Source organism: Streptomyces sp. NPDC104307, from assembly GCF_055584045.1.
This window is the reverse complement of the sequence record NZ_JBVJMU010000027.1, coordinates 38,788-53,319: the sequence shown is the minus strand read 5'-3', so window position 1 is coordinate 53,319 and position 14,532 is coordinate 38,788. Positions and strand designations below refer to the sequence as shown.

The following is a 14,532-nucleotide window of genomic DNA, read 5'->3' as shown; positions in this document are numbered from 1 at the left end:
CCGCGCGCGACTCCTGCCCCAGCTCCCCGTACCGCCGCGATCAGCCGGCGAGGCTCGGCGGCCTCAGCCATCGTCGGACGCCACGCTGACCAGCATCCGGTCCGAGACCGCCCGGTAGCCGATCCGTGTGTACACGCCGTTGCTGGTCGGGTTCGACAGGTCGGTGAAGAGCAGCACCTCGGCCGCGCCCGCCTCCCGGGACACGCGGCTGACCTCGGCGGTCACCGCCGCCGCGTACCCGTGGCCGCGGTGCTCGGGCGGGGTGTAGACCGGAGCGACGCGGACCGTGCCGGAGAGCCGGAGCGAGACGCCCGCCATCGACACGGGGACACCGCCGTCCTCCCAGAGCGTCAGCCTGCCCTCCGCCGTCCGCTCGTCCACCGCCCGCTCGTGATGGCCCACACCGCGGTCCGGCCCGCCGATCTCGGCGCTGAACGCCGCGAACCAGCGCAGCAGCGGCTCCCGGTCGGCTGGGGTCGCGGGCCTGGCCCTGCCGGTGGGCGCGGGCGAGGGGGGCACCAGTTCGCCCAGCCGGTAGAGCCGCTCCTCCTCGTCGACCCGGTGCGCCGGCCAGTGGGCCGCCACCGCCTCGGCGATGGCCCGGTCCGCGTTGACGCGGGTGAGCGGGCGGGCGGCCATCAGCGGGCCGACCGCCTGCGGAGCGAGCGTGTTCAGCGAGACCGGATAGGGCGGTGTGTGGATCAGGGTCCCCGCGACCTCGCCACCGGGACCGCGCCACCAGCCCAGGAGCGGGGGGTGTTCACCAAAGGCGTGCGGACCGTGGCGGCGAAGGGCCGCGGTGATGGTCAGCACGAGGGTGTTCTCGGCCGGCCGGGCCGCGAGCGAGGCGCCGGCCGCGTCGAGGAAGACGTCGACGTCGTCGGCGAAGGTCCATGTCATGCACGCGCATTCTGCCGGGCGCGGCACCGGGGGCGCAGCCGGTTTATCCGCGGACGAACGCCGCCCCGGCGTCCCGCAACCGCTCGTGCAACCGCCCGAACACCTCCGCGGATCTGGTGCCCGGCCACCCCCGCGGCAGCAGTTCCGGCGGCAGCCCCGGGTCCGCGTACGGCACCTGCCGCCAGGAGTCCAGCGCCAGCAGGTAGTCCCGGTAGGCCGCCTCCGGATCCGGTACCTCGTCCGGCCGGGAGTCCCAGGCCCGCAGCACGGGTTCGTGGCGCTCCAGGAAGCCGTGGTGGAGCCGGGCCACCGCCTCCAGGTCCCACCAGCGCGCCACCGACTCGCCGGTGGCGGCGAAACCCAGGTGGTCACCGCGGAACAGGTCGACGTACGGGGCGAGTCCGAGCCGCTCCAGGGTGTGCCGGGTCTCGTCGTACAGCCCCGCCGGGGCGATCCAGACACCGGGGGCGGCGGTGCCGAAACCCAGCCGGGAGAGCCGCGAGCGCAGCAGGTGCCGCTTGTCGCGCTCGGCCTCCGGTACGGAGAACACCGCGAGCACCCAGCCGTCGTCGAGCCGGGGGGCCGGGTGCCGGTAGATGCGCCGGTCGCCGTCGTCGAGCAGCTGGCGGGCGTCGGCGGAGAGCGCGTACCCGGCGGCCCCGTCCGCCGTCCGGGCGGCGACGAGCAGCCCGCGCCGCTTCAGCCGGGAGACGGAGGACCGTACGGCCGGGGCCTCCACGCCGACGGCACCGAGCAGCCGGACGATCCCGGCGACCGGCAGCGGGGCCTCGTCGGGGGTCCGGCCGTAGGCACCGTAGAGGGTGACGATCAGCGAGCGGGGTGCGTGCGGTTCGGCCATGCGATCATTCTCGGCCGGGCGTGGCGGGGCCGGTACCCGGGTCGTCCGTACGCAGCCGGAACCGCTGCAGTTTGCCCGTCGCGGTACGGGGGAGTGCGGGCAGGAACGTGATGAGGCGGGGGCATTTGTGCGGGGCCAGCTCCGTCTTCATGAAGGCGCGCAGCGCGTCGGCCGAGAGCGCGGAGCCCTCCCGCAGCACCACGTACGCCGCCACGATCCGGCCACGCAGCTCGTCCTCACGGCCCACCACCGCGGCCTCCGCCACCTCCGGGTGGCGCAGCAGGGCGTCCTCGACCTCCGGGCCCGCGATGTTGTAGCCGGAGGAGATGATCATGTCGTCGGCGCGGGCCACGTAGCGGAAGTAGCCGTCCGCGTCGCGCACATAGGTGTCGCCGGTGAGGTTCCAGCCGTGCCGTACGTACTCCCGCTGCCGTTCGTCGGCGAGGTAGCGGCAGCCGACCGGTCCGCGTACGGCCAGCAGCCCCGGCTCGCCGTCCGGGACCTGCGTGCCGTCCCGGTCCACCACCCGGGCCTGCCAGCCGGGCACCGGGACGCCGGTGGTGCCGGGGCGGATCGCGTCATCGGCCGCGGAGACGAAGATGTGCAGCAGCTCGGTGGCGCCGATGCCGTTGATGATGCGCAGACCGGTCCGCTCGTGCCAGGCCCGCCAGGTGTCTTCGGGCAGGTTCTCACCTGCGGAGACACAGCGGCGCAGCGCGGAGAGGTCGTGTCCGTCGAGCCCGTCGAGCATCACCCGGTAGGCGGTGGGCGCGGTGAACAGCACCGAGACGTGGTGGGCGGCGAGGGCGGGCAGCAGCAGCTTGGGGCCGGACTGTTCCAGCAGCAGCGCACAGGCGCCGGCCCGCAGCGGGAAGACCACAAGACCGCCGAGCCCGAAGGTGAAGCCGAGCGGCGGGGAGCCGGCGAACACGTCCTCCGGCACCGGCCGCAGGACGTGCCGGGAGAAGGTGTCCGCGATGGCCAGCACATCGCGGTGCAGGTGCATGCACCCCTTGGGGCGGCCGGTGGTGCCCGAGGTGAACGCGATCAGCGCGACATCGTCGGACGCGGTGTCCACGGCCGGGTATCGGCCCGGTCTCGCGGCGGCCAGCCGTAGCAGGTCGTCCGGCGCGTCGCCGCCGTACGCGGTGATCCGCAGCCCGGGTACCCGGGCCCTCGCCAGGTCGTCGACCGAGCGGGCGTCGCACAGGGCGTGGGTGATCCGGGCGATCGAGCAGATCGTGGCGAGCTCGGAGGCCCGCTGCTGGGCCAGTACGGTGACGGCGATCGCGCCGGCCTTCAGGACCGCCAGCCAGCAGGCGGCGAGTCGGGGCGTGGTCGGTCCGCGCAGCAGTACCCGGTTGCCGGGCACGACTCCGAGGTCAGAGGTGAGGACATGGGCGATCCGGTCGACCAGTTCGCGCAGCTCCCCGTAACTCAGCACCGCGCCGTCCGGCGTACGGAAGGCCGCGCGGTCGGGTCCGAAGCGTTCGGTCGTACGGTCCAGGAGTTCGGCGGCGCAGTTCAGCCGGTCCGGATAGCGCAGCTCGGGCAGGTCGAAGACCAGCTCCGGCCACTGGTCCTCGGGTGGCAGGTGGTCCCTGGCAAAAGTGTCGATGTGCGCTGAGGTCTTCGGGTCCATGACGGATTCGCCCCCTTGTCGCCTCTGGAGCGTATCGTTTGGGTGACGGTAGTCAACGGTCCGCGATAAAACTGGCTACGAGGCAAGGCGCGTAAGTACGAGGCAAGGCGCGTAAGAACGGCACCGCGAAGTGAACGGCACCGCGTACAGCTTCCGACGGGACTCCGACAAGAGAGGCGCCGGTATGACGGCATTCTCGCTCGATCCGGCCCAGACCGCCTGGTGCGAGGAACTGCGCACCCTCGCGGAGCAGCGGCTGCGCCCCCTCGCGGAGAAGGGCGAGCCCGGCCGGGTGAACCGTCCGCTGGTCGCCGCCCTCGGTGAGCTGGGGCTGCTGGACCGGCTGCTGGGCTCCGGCGCCCTGGACCTCTGCCTGCTGCGTGAGTCACTGGCCCGGGGCTGCACGGAGGCCGAGACCGCGCTCGCGCTCCAGGGCCTCGGCAGCTGCCCCGTGGTCCAGGCGGGCACGGCGGCCCAGCGGGAACGCTGGCTGCCGGAGGTCCGGGCGGGCCGCGCCGTCGCCGCGTTCGCGCTCAGCGAGCCGGGGGCGGGGTCCGACGCGGCGGCCCTGGCGCTCGACGCCGCGCCCGCAGCGGACGGCTGGCGGCTGACCGGCGAGAAGTGCTGGATCTCCAACGCCCCCGAGGCCGACTTCTACACCGTGTTCGCCCGTACGACGCAGGGCGCCGGAGCCCGGGGCGTCACCGCGTTCCTGGTCCCGGCCGACCGTCCGGGGCTGACCGGCAGCCCCCTCGACATGCTCTCGCCGCACCCGATCGGGGCCCTCGCCTTCGACGGTGTGCCGGTCAACCGGGACGACGTGCTGGGCGAGCCGGACCGGGGCTTCCGGGTCGCCATGAACACCCTCAATCTGTTCCGGCCGAGCGTCGGAGCCTTCGCCGTCGGCATGGCCGCGGCGGCGCTCGACGCCACCGTGGAACACACCGCGACCCGCACCGCGTTCGGCGGCCCGCTCGCGGATCTCCAGGCCGTCTCCCACCAGGTCGCCGAGATGGCCACCCGCACAGAGGCCGCCCGACTGCTGGTCCACGCGGCCGCCGCCGCGTACGACGCGGGGGAGCCGGGTGTCCCGCGCCGTGCCGCCATGGCGAAGCTGTTCGCGACCGAGACCGCGCAGTTCGTCGTGGACACGGCCGTCCAGCTGCACGGCGCCCGCGCCCTGCGCCGGGGCCACCTGCTCGAACACCTCTACCGGGAGGTCCGCGCCCCGCGGATCTACGAGGGCGCCAGCGAGGTGCAGCGCACGATCATCGCCAAGGAGCTGTACGCGAACCGGGAGCCGTCCGCATGAGCCCGATCCACCGCATCAACCCCGCCGAACTCTCGCCGCCCGCCGGCTTCTCGCACGCGGTCACCGTCACCGGGAGCCAGCTGGTCTTCCTGGCCGGGCAGACCGCGCTCGACCAGCGCGGCGACATCGTCGGGACCACCCTGCCCGAGCAGTTCGCCACCGCGCTCACCAATCTGCTCGCCGCCCTGCGCGCGGCGGGCGGCGCCCCGGCGGACCTGGCCCGGGTCACGGTGTACGCCACCGACGTGGCCGACTACCGGGCGAACGCGGCGGAACTGGGCCGGATCTGGCGGCGGCTGGCCGGCCGCGACTACCCCGCGATGGCGGTGATCGGAGCGGTCCGGCTCTGGGACGAACAGGCACTCGTCGAGATCGACGGCACGGCGGTACTGCCCTGACCGGGCCGCGCGGCCAGTACCGCGCGGCCCGCCCGACGGATCAGTACGGCTTCACCAGCACGTGCGCTGCGCCCGGAATGCCGACCTTCAGCAGCTCGTCCTCCTCGGGCGTCGTCTCGCCGCCGGTCTCCTGCTTGAGCACGGCGCGCGACATCGCCTGCACCCACATGGCACGGGGGCGGCGGCGCTCCTCCCAGGCGGCGAGCGCGGCCGCGACGTCCGGCGTGGCGTCAAGCGACTGGGCGAGCACCAGCGCGTCCTCCACGGCCATCGCCGCACCCTGCGCGATGTGCGGGGTGCTCGCGTGCGCGGCGTCACCGGCCAGCACCACCCGGCCGACGTGCCACGGCTCCTCGACGGTCACCTGGGAGATCCGCGAGTACACCACGTCCTCGGGGCCGGTGACCGAGGCGAGCGCCTCCGCGACCGGGCCGGAGAACATCGGCAGCCGCTCCTTGAGCTGCTCGTGGGCCTTTTCCGGGTCGGGCCGGAAGTCCTCGGACTCCGGGAACACCGTGCCCAGGTACATCAGTTCGTCCGTGATCGGGGTGAGCAGCGCCTTGGCCGCCTGTCCCGCGGTGCTCATCACGACGCCCTTCACCCGCTCCTGGCGGGGCATGGTGACGCGCCAGTTGGCGAATCCCGTGTACTGCGGGGCGTAACGGTCGCCGTACAGCCGGGTGCGCAGCGGCGAGCCGATGCCGTCGAAGCCGACGACCAGGTCCCAGCGGCCGGCCGCGCCGTCGGACAGGGTGACGTCCACGCCCTGGCCGTCGTCCGTGAGCTCCGCGATGGTGGCGCCGAAGCGGATCGTGGCGCCGGCCGCCTGGGCGGCGTTGCCGAGCACCTGGGCCAGCGCGGGGCGGGGTATGCCGTTGTTGGAGGGGGCGTCGTCCATCCGGGGCTGCGGAATCTCCGCCAGGGTGTTCCCGGCCGGGTCCGCGATGGTCAGGACCTCCCACTCGAAGCCCGCCTTCAGGCAGTCGTCGAGCACCCCGATCTCCCGCATGACGTGGAGCGCGTTGGACGGCTGGATGATGCCGACGCCGAGTGCGTCGAGCTCGTCGCGGAGCTCGACGACCTCGACGGTGTGGCCGCGCCGGGCCAGGGCGGTGGCGAGCGTCAGCCCGCCGATGCCGCCGCCGTGTATGAGGACGCGCAGGGGTGTTGCCATATCGGGTCTCTCCAGAGAGGGAGTCAACGGGAATCAGCGTTACCGGCCGGAGCCGGACGGGAACGTCAGCCGGCCGCGACCGGCAGGCTCATCAGGTGTTCGACCAGGGCCAGCAGCACGTCCCGGCCGAACGTCCGTTCACGCACGTCACCGACGAGCAGCGGGACATGGGGATCGAGGTCGAGCGCCGCCCGCACCTCTTCCGCGGTACGGGTGTTGTGGCCGTGGAAGCAGTTGATCGCCACCACGAACGGGATGTCGCGGCTCTCGAAGAAGTCGATCGAGGCGAAACTGGTCTCAAGGCGGCGGGTGTCGGCGATCACGACGCCGCCGAGCGCGCCGTTCACCAGGTCGTTCCACATGAACCAGAAACGCTCCTGGCCCGGTGTGCCGAAGAGGTACACGACCAGCTCGGGACTGACCGTGATCCGGCCGAAGTCCAGTGCCACGGTGGTCGTGTCCTTCTGGCCGACACCGGCCAGATCGTCGACGCCGACGCTGGCCTTGGTCAGGAACTCCTCGGTACGCAGGGGTGCGACCTCGCTGACCGCGCCCACCAGGGTGGTCTTGCCGACGCCGAAGCCGCCGGCGATCAGTATCTTGACGGCGGCCGGGGCCGCCTGACTGCTTGTCATCTTTACTCAGAGTCTCCGGAGTCCGTCGCGAACAGCGGCCAGCACGCCCATGTCCGCACCACCGGCCGCCCGTGCCACCGAGAGCGGGGCGCGGGCGAGCAACAGGCCGTGCGACACCAGGTCCGCCAGCAGGATCTTGGTCACCGAGACCGGAAGGTTGAGGTCGGCAGAGACCTCGGCCACCGCCGCGGGACGCAGGCAGCGCTCCAGGATCATCCGGTGTTCCGGCTGGAGCCGGCCGGGCCTGGCCGCCGCGCCGTGTTCGTCCCGCGGGTCGTGGGCGGTCGTCAGCACGGTGATGAGGGTGAAGTCGTCCCGCTCGGGAGCGGTCCGGCCACGGGTGATGGTGTACGGGCGCACCATGGTGCCCGCCCCGTCCTCCTCCTCTTCCTCCCAGTGCGGGGTCACGCGTGCGGCCCGTCCCCGCCGCCGAAGGCGTTGAACTCACCGCGCACCGGAGTGCTGAGCTTCTGGCCGACCTGCTGGACGAGGTTGTGCATGGCGAGCGACATGATCTCGGCGTCCACCTCCTGGGAGGCGACGACGGCCAGGTGCGTGCCCTGGGCGGCCGAGATGATGAAGAGCCACAGGTCGGAGAGTTCGACGATCACCTGGTGTACGCCGCCGCCGTTGAAGAGCTGCCCGACTCCCCGGGCCAGACTCTGCTGGCCGGTGCAGATGGCGGCCAGCCGCTCCGCGTCCGCGCGCTCGACCGTGCGCGAATGGCTCACCACCAGGCCGTCGTCGGACAGCAGCACGGCGTTCAGCGTCTCGGCCACCGAGTCCACGAGGCCGTCGAGCAGCCAGTCGAGGTCCTGATGAGTGGCGGTTGTGCGTGTCATGACCGTTCTTCTCTCGTGGGGAGGTGGGCGGGCGGGCCGGGATCCGTCGGCGGTTCGTCGGTCGCGCGGGCGGCGCGGGACCGGCGCTGGAAGGCTCCGATCGCGGCTCCGGCCCTTCGGGGGGCCGGCCGCCGGAGCGGGGTCTCGTCCCGGCTCTGCGGCCGCGGCGCGGCGGGCCCGGCGGCCGGGTCGATCCGCAGCTCGTCCGCGAGGCTGGCCTGCCGTACCCGGCGCGGCAACGGGGGCTCCGAGGCCGGTGCGACGGGCAGCGCGGGCCGGCCGGCCCCGCCGCCGGCGGCCGTGGCGGACGACGGCGGTGCCGGATGGTCGGGCTCGGCCACCGGCAGCCGCCCGGGGTGCCCGGTGGGCGGTTCCGGCAGCCGGGCGCCGGGGAACCCGCTCCGGTCACCTGCGGCGCCCGCCGGATACGGGCCCGGGTACGGCTGCTGCGGAGTCATGTACGGCTCCTCCGGCGTCGGGTACGGCTGGTGCGGTACTGGGTACTGGCCCTCGGCCTTCATGTACGGCTGCTCGCCCCGGTCGTACGGGTCCTGGTGGGACCCGCCGTACGGGGACACCGGCCCGGCGGAACCGTACGGAGACGCCACGGGGGCGGGAGCGGGAGCGGGAACGGGCGCGGGTACCGGTGCGGTGTACGGCGGGTACGGGTGCTCGCGCCCGTCGGACGCGGCGTTGAAGGAGCCGCCGAACGGGTCGTCCGCCGGGGCGCCCGCGGTGGCGCCCGAAGTGGCTTCCGCGGTGCCTTCGGCAGTGGCATCCGCCGGGGCGGGCGGCTGCTGCCCGTCCGGGAAGGGCTGGGCCGCCACGCTGTACGGGGCCGCCGCGTCGAACGGCGCGCCGGAGGTGTGCAGCGCGGTGACCCCGGCGAGGGCCTGGCCGCGGCCCCGGCTGGGCAGCGCCTCCGCGTCGCCGGTCGCGGCGGGCACCGGGGGCGCGGCGGGCCGGGCGGCCTCGGGGGAGGGGACGCCCACCGGGCCGGTGCGCGGCTCGGTGACCGTGAGCGCGTCCGGGACGAGCACGACGACGCGGGTGCCGCCGAAGGCCGAGGGGCGGAACTCCACCCGCAGGCCGTGCTGGTCGGCGAGGCGCGCGATCACGTACAGGCCCAGCCGGATGTCGTCGGAGTGCGCCAGCACGTCCATCCTGGGTGGCCGGCTCATCAGTTCATTGGCGTCCGCCAGCTGTTGCTCGTCCATGCCGAGGCCGCGGTCCTCGACCTCGATGGCCAGTCCCCGGCTCACCCGGGCCGCCCTGACCTCGACGGGGCTCGGGGGCCTGGAGAAGCTGAGGGCGTTCTCGATCAGCTCGGCGAGCACATGGGAGACCGGACCGACGGCCCGCTCCGAGAGCCACGGGGCGCCGTCCAGGTCCAGCACCACGCGCTGGTAGTCCTGCACCTCGCCCTGGGCGGAGCGCATGACGTCCAGCAGCGGAACGGGCTTGCGCCAGCGCCGGTGCGGGGAGCCGCCGGCGAGGATCACCAGGTTCTCCTCGTAGCGGCGGAGCCGGGCGGTGAGGTGGTCGAGGTCGAAGAGGCCGTCCAGCACCTCGGGGTCCTCGTGCTTGCGCTCCAGCTCGTCCAGCTTCTTCAGCTGCTGACCGATCAACTGCTGGGTGCGGCGGGCGATGCGCTGCAGCAGCCGCTCGAAGCCGCGGTGCTGGTCGGCCTGTCTGACGGCCGCCTCCACGGCACCGGTGCGGGCCAGGTTGAGCGCGTTGCCCAGCTGCGTCAGCTCGTCGGACTTGCCGCTCCCGCTGTCCGGCGTAATGGCACGGGCCTCGGCCTCGACGTCGATGCGCTCGCCCTTGGCGAGGCGGTCGACCACATCGGGCAGCGTCCTCTCCAGCTCCTCTGCGCGTTCCTGGAGCCCGCCGATACGGCGGCGCAGGTTACGGGAGAGGCGCCAGGTGAACCAGATGACCGCGATGACCGCGAGGAGACCGACCACGGTGGTCAGGACGACCCTGATCAGCAACGAGATGACGCTGTCCTTGCCGTTCTCGACCACCATCGCGGTGCGGTGTTCCATCAGCTTCTTCAGCTGGGGAGTCAGATCGTCCATCGCGCCGCGCCAGGTCTTCTCCTTGGCGCTGAGGCTGACGAATCCGGCACTGTCCGGATCGGCGGGACGCAGCACCTCCGTCTCCACCTGGGTCTTGGTCTTCCAGGCGGGACCGGCGGCGATCTCGTCCCACATCGCCTTCTCGTCCGGCGGAAGGTAGGGGGCGACCTTGGAGGAGTACTGGAACGGCTGGGCGGCGACGGCCTGCCGGACCTCCTGGAGGTCCGCCGTGCTGATCTTGCCGTCGGGCCAGCCACGGGCCAGCAGGGCATCCGTCCGGGAGATCATCTCCTTGCCCCAGAACAGGTCGACCAGCGGCTGCGAGAGCGTGGTGATCTTGCCGTTGTCCACATGGCTGAGCGCGGTGAACAGCTGCAGATCGACCGTGATCAGATCCGTGTAGTAGCGGTACACGGCCTTCTGCTGATCGCCGTCGCCCTCGTCGACCAGGGTCCGCTGGGCGGGGAGTTGGGTGATCGCCTGGCGGGCCTGGGCGACCGCGTCGCGCACCTCGCCGGGTGCGTCGCCGGTGTCGATGTCGGAGAGGGTCTGGAAGCTGGTGATCGCCTCGTCGGTCAGCTTGCGCTGCTTGCTCAGCGCGTCGGTGGCTCCTCCGCCGCGGGCCAGCGCCTCGGCACTCAGCCGACGCTCCTCCTGCAGGTTGTAGTACACGATGTTGGACGGCTGGCCGGCCTTCTGGGCCAACTGCCCCTGGGCTGCCTGGGTCTGGAAGTCGAGCAGAGTCTGACCACTGGTGACGGCCCAGAGGGCTGCCAGTGCGACACCGGGGACGACGGCCAGTACGAGCAGGGCTGTCCGCAGCGACATGGTGGTCGAGTCGCTCCGCCGAGACGCGCGCGTGCGCAGGGCATGCTCCTTGGCGATGATGCCAGCCTCACGACTGGTCAAATCCGTTTAGAACTTCGACAGATAGATATTAGCCACACTGTAAAAATGAAAAGTAAGTGGCCTCACATGTCCAACACCGGACAATCACGGACTCGCCATCTACGCGCGGAGCAGTCGCGACCGATCTGAGTGCGCACGGGTGGGCGCGGCGCGCCGTACGGGTGAAGCCGGTTAAGGGATATATCTGTATTTAGTGCCCTTTGCCCGTTCTGCAACATCGTGCGGCGGACCGACCCGCGGAGCCGTATGACCGCGCTCATCGTCTGCCACTTCGTCCTGGCCGCGTGCGCCCACCCGCTGGTCCGGCGACTGGGCACGCGCGCGTTCGTCGTACTGGCCCTGCCGCCGGCCGCCACCACCTGCTGGGCCTTCACCCAGTGGGACACCGCCGCCTCCGGCGCCTCTGTCACCTGGTCGTGGCACTGGATCCCGGACTACGACGTCGCCCTCGGCCTGCGCCTGGACGCGCTGGCCGAACTGATGGTGCTGCTCGCGGCCGGTGTCGGCACACTCGTCCTGCTCTACTGCGCCTCGTACTTCACCGAAGAGACTCCGCAACTGGCCGGATTCGCCGGGAACCTGCTCGCCTTCGCCGGGGCGATGCTCGCGCTCGTCCTGGCCGACGACCTGATCTCGCTCTATGTGTTCTGGGAGCTGACCACGGTCTTCTCCTACCTGCTGATCGGCTACAACAGCGAGCACCGGCACAGCCGCAGATCCGCCCTCCAGGCGCTCACCGTCACCACCTTCGGCGGCCTCGCCATGCTGGTCGGCTTCCTGATCCTCGGTCAGTCGACGGGCACCTACCGGATCTCCGCGATCCTCGCGGACCCGCCCCGCACGAGCGTCGCCGTCTCGGTCGCCGTGGTGCTGATCCTGTGCGGAGCGCTGTCCAAGTCCGCGATCTGGCCGTTCAGCCTCTGGCTCCCGAACGCCATGGCCGCGCCCACCCCGGTCAGCGCGTACCTGCACGCCGCCGCCATGGTCAAGGCCGGCGTCTACCTGGTCGCCCGACTGGCACCCGGATTCGCCGATGTCCCCGTGTGGCGGCCCGTCGTGATGGTCCTCGGCGCCGCGACCATGCTGCTCGGCGGCTGGCGGGCGCTGCGGCTCAACGACCTCAAGCTCGTCCTCGCCTACGGCACCGTCAGCCAGCTCGGCTTCCTCACCCTGCTCGCCGGAATCGGCAATCGTGACGCGGCGCTGGCCGCCGCCGTCATGATCCTCGGCCACGCCCTGTTCAAGGCGCCGCTGTTCCTCGTCACCGGCATCATCGACCACGCGACGGGCACCCGGGACCTGCGCAGACTCTCCGGCGTAGGACGGGCCCTGCCGCACGTCTGCGCCGTCGCCGTGATCGCCGCCGCGTCCATGGCCGCGCTCCCCCCGCTGCTGGGCTTCGCCGCGAAGGAGGCGGCCTTCGAGGCGCTGCTGCACGGCGACACCGCGGACCGCTGGGCGCTGGGCATCGCGGTCGCGGGATCGATGCTGACCGTCGCCTACACCGTCCGGTTCGTCTGGGGCGCCTTCCTGCGCAAGCCCGGCGTCACCGACACCCCGGTCCACCGGGTCGGCCCGGCCTTCCTCGCCCCGCCCGCGCTGCTCGCCGCCTGCGGACTGGTCCTCGGCCCCGGCGTCGGGTGGACCGACCACCTGCTGAGCGCCTACGCGGACACCTTCCCCGCCCCCGCGCACCCCTACCACCTCGCGCTCTGGCACGGATTCGGCACCGCGCTGCTGCTCTCGGCCGTCGCCGTGGCGGGCGGCGCCGCGCTCTTCGCGTGGCGCGGCGGGGTCACCCGGCTCTCCCGGCGGATCGCCTGGCCGACCGCCGACAACGTCTTCGGGCATCTGCTGCTCGGACTGGAGCGGCTCTCCCTCCAGATCACCGGCTTCGTCCAGCGCGGCTCGCTCTCCGTCTACCTCGCCACCACGCTGCTCGCGATGCTCGGCGGACAGCTGGCCGTGCTCGCCACGGACCGGCCCTGGCGCGGGGCCGCCGCGCCCCGGCTCTGGGACGCACCGCTGCAAGGGGCCATCGCCGTGCTGACCTGCGCGGCGGCCCTGCTCTGCCTCACCGTCAGACGCCGCATGAAGGCCGTGGTGCTCGCCGGACTCACCGGGTACGGGACCGCGTTGCTCTTCGTCGTCCAGGGCGCGCCCGACCTGGCGCTCACGCAGTTCTGCGTGGAGACCGTGTCGATGATCGTGTTCGTGCTGGTGCTGCGAAGGATGCCGGTGCACTTCCAGGAGTCGGTCAGCAGCTGGCGCCGTGCCGTGCGCATCCCGGTGGCACTGGCCGCCGCCGCCACCCTGAGCGTGGCCGTCTGGGTCGCGGCGGCCGCGCGCACCGCGAGTCCGGCGGGCGCCGCCATGGTCGAGGAGACCGCGCACCACGGCCTCAAGGACGTGGTGGCCACCATCCTGGTCGACCTGCGGGCCTGGGACACGATGGGGGAGTCCGCCGTGCTGGCCGCCGCCGCGATCGGTGTGACGAGCCTGATCTATCTGCACCGCCGGGCCGAGGGGGCCGCGGCGCCCCCGGAGCGGGAGGGGCACACCGCCTGGTCGTTGACCACGGGCCGGCTGCCGGGGCTGCCGCACGGCGACGAGGGGGCGCCGGAACGCGGCTGGCTGGCGGCCGGCGCGACGCTCGCGCCCGAGCACCGTTCCGTCGTCTTCGAGGTGGTGGCCAGGCTGCTGTTCCACCCGATCCTGGTGCTCTCGGTGTATCTGCTGTTCTGCGCGGAGAACATGCCGGGCGGCGGCTTCGTCGCCGGACTGGTCGCCGGAGTCGCCCTGATCGTCCGTTACTTGGCGGGCGGCCGCTTCGAACTGGCCGAGGCCGCCCCGCTGCAGCCCGGACTCTTCACCGGCCTCGGGCTCTTCCTCTCCACCGGGGTCGCCCTGCTGGGCCTCGCCGACGGCACGGTCCTGCACGCCTGGACGTATGACGGACACCTGCCGCTGATCGGCGCGTACCACTTCGGTACGCCGGTCGTCTTCGACTTCGGTGTCTATCTCCTGGTGCTGGGCGTGGTGTTGGACATCGTGCGGGCCCTCGGTGCGAAGGTCGACCGGCAGATCGAGCGGGCCGCCGCGCAGGAGGCCGCAGACCTGGCGGCCGGACGCGGACCGGCGCCCGGGACGGGAGGCGCGGGATGACCGTCAGCGCCTCCCTCCTCGCGACCGCCGCGGTCCTGTGCGCGGTCGGCGGCGCCCTCATGCTCACCCGGCCGCTCACCCGGATCCTGCTGGGCGCGGTGATCGCGGGCAACGGCATCAACCTGCTCGTCCTGTCCGCCACCGGGACGGCCGGCCGCGAACCCCTGCTCTACGGCGTCGCGCTGAGCAAGGTCACCGATCCGCTGCCCCAGGCCATCGCCCTCACCGCCATCGTCATCACCCTCGCCACCACCGCGTTCCTCCTGGCCATGGCCTACCGCAGCCACCAGCTGACCGGTACCGACGAGGTCCACGACGACCTGGAGGACCGGCGCATCGTGCTGCGTGCCGAGGTACTGGGGGAGCGCGACGAACTGCGCGAGCGGTACCGGTCCGAGTCCGACCGCACCGAGGAGGAACGCCGCCGCTATCGCGCGGAGCGCCGCCGACTGAGAGCCAGACTGCGCGCCGACCGCGCCCTCCAGGCCCGCGGCCGGGACGCGTCCGGCGACCTGTGGCACGACGTCCTGGGCGCGGACCCGGAGCACTACGCGGCGACGGCCGACGGCGAAGGCCCCGCGCCGGGCCCCGACGCCGCACCGGGACCCGGCA

11 protein-coding genes and 1 pseudogene are annotated in these 14,532 nt (G+C 72.7%); 4 read left to right on the top strand and 8 right to left on the bottom strand.

Annotation, left to right across the window (positions count from 1 at the left end; all coding sequences use genetic code 11):
* Positions 1-63: 63 nt before the first annotated feature.
* Genes ACZ601_RS37795 through ACZ601_RS37785 form a run of 3 tightly spaced genes read right to left on the bottom strand, consistent with a single transcriptional unit; the run spans position 64 to position 3,401 of the window.
* Positions 64-900 (bottom strand): GNAT family N-acetyltransferase, encoded by an 837-nt coding sequence (locus tag ACZ601_RS37795; protein ID WP_469546425.1) that lies wholly within the window; start codon positions 898-900, stop codon positions 64-66.
* A gap of 43 nt (positions 901-943) precedes the next feature.
* Positions 944-1,759: a PaaX family transcriptional regulator gene (locus tag ACZ601_RS37790; protein WP_469546422.1), complete on the bottom strand. Its 816-nt coding sequence runs from the start codon at positions 1,757-1,759 to the stop codon at positions 944-946.
* A gap of 4 nt (positions 1,760-1,763) precedes the next feature.
* Complete coding sequence (locus ACZ601_RS37785) at positions 1,764-3,401, bottom strand: AMP-binding protein (RefSeq protein ID WP_469546419.1); 1,638 nt, start codon at positions 3,399-3,401, stop codon at positions 1,764-1,766.
* 184 nt (positions 3,402-3,585) lie between these two features.
* Between ACZ601_RS37785 and ACZ601_RS37780 the strand changes: the two genes are divergently transcribed.
* Together ACZ601_RS37780 and ACZ601_RS37775 are read left to right on the top strand one after the other, a co-directional pair.
* Positions 3,586-4,713: an acyl-CoA dehydrogenase family protein gene (locus tag ACZ601_RS37780; RefSeq protein ID WP_469546418.1), complete on the top strand. Its 1,128-nt coding sequence runs from the start codon at positions 3,586-3,588 to the stop codon at positions 4,711-4,713.
* Entirely contained in the window at positions 4,710-5,111 is a 402-nt protein-coding gene (locus ACZ601_RS37775; RefSeq protein WP_440577189.1) for a RidA family protein, read from the top strand. The genes ACZ601_RS37780 and ACZ601_RS37775 overlap by 4 nt, the downstream gene beginning before the upstream one ends.
* A gap of 40 nt (positions 5,112-5,151) precedes the next feature.
* Here the strand turns inward: ACZ601_RS37775 and ACZ601_RS37770 are convergent, their stop codons facing one another.
* The 5 genes from ACZ601_RS37770 to ACZ601_RS37750 all read right to left on the bottom strand — a co-directional run bounded on the left by ACZ601_RS37770 (position 5,152) and on the right by ACZ601_RS37750 (position 10,674).
* Positions 5,152-6,285, bottom strand: a complete 1,134-nt coding sequence (locus ACZ601_RS37770) for an FAD-dependent monooxygenase (protein WP_469546413.1) — start codon at positions 6,283-6,285, stop codon at positions 5,152-5,154.
* Positions 6,286-6,350: 65 nt separating this feature from the next.
* Positions 6,351-6,920: a GTP-binding protein gene (locus tag ACZ601_RS37765; protein WP_469546412.1), complete on the bottom strand. Its 570-nt coding sequence runs from the start codon at positions 6,918-6,920 to the stop codon at positions 6,351-6,353.
* Positions 6,921-6,926: 6 nt separating this feature from the next.
* A complete protein-coding gene (locus tag ACZ601_RS37760; RefSeq protein ID WP_440577186.1) occupies positions 6,927-7,328 on the bottom strand; it encodes a DUF742 domain-containing protein in 402 nt (133 codons plus the stop codon).
* Positions 7,325-7,762 (bottom strand): roadblock/LC7 domain-containing protein, encoded by a 438-nt coding sequence (locus tag ACZ601_RS37755; protein WP_311302621.1) that lies wholly within the window; start codon positions 7,760-7,762, stop codon positions 7,325-7,327. The genes ACZ601_RS37760 and ACZ601_RS37755 overlap by 4 nt, the downstream gene beginning before the upstream one ends.
* Positions 7,759-10,674, bottom strand: a complete 2,916-nt coding sequence (locus ACZ601_RS37750) for a sensor histidine kinase (protein WP_469546409.1) — start codon at positions 10,672-10,674, stop codon at positions 7,759-7,761. The genes ACZ601_RS37755 and ACZ601_RS37750 overlap by 4 nt, the downstream gene beginning before the upstream one ends.
* Positions 10,675-11,001: 327 nt before the next feature.
* Between ACZ601_RS37750 and ACZ601_RS37745 the strand changes: the two genes are divergently transcribed.
* Positions 11,002-13,920 carry a Na+/H+ antiporter subunit A gene (locus ACZ601_RS37745; RefSeq protein ID WP_469546407.1) on the top strand — a complete coding sequence of 973 codons (2,919 nt, stop codon included), beginning with the start codon at positions 11,002-11,004 and terminating at the stop codon, positions 13,918-13,920.
* A pseudogene (locus tag ACZ601_RS37740) lies at positions 13,917-14,492 on the top strand (Na(+)/H(+) antiporter subunit C); the annotation flags it as partial. The gene ACZ601_RS37745 and the pseudogene ACZ601_RS37740, both read left to right, overlap by 4 nt.
* Positions 14,493-14,532: the final 40 nt, after the last annotated feature.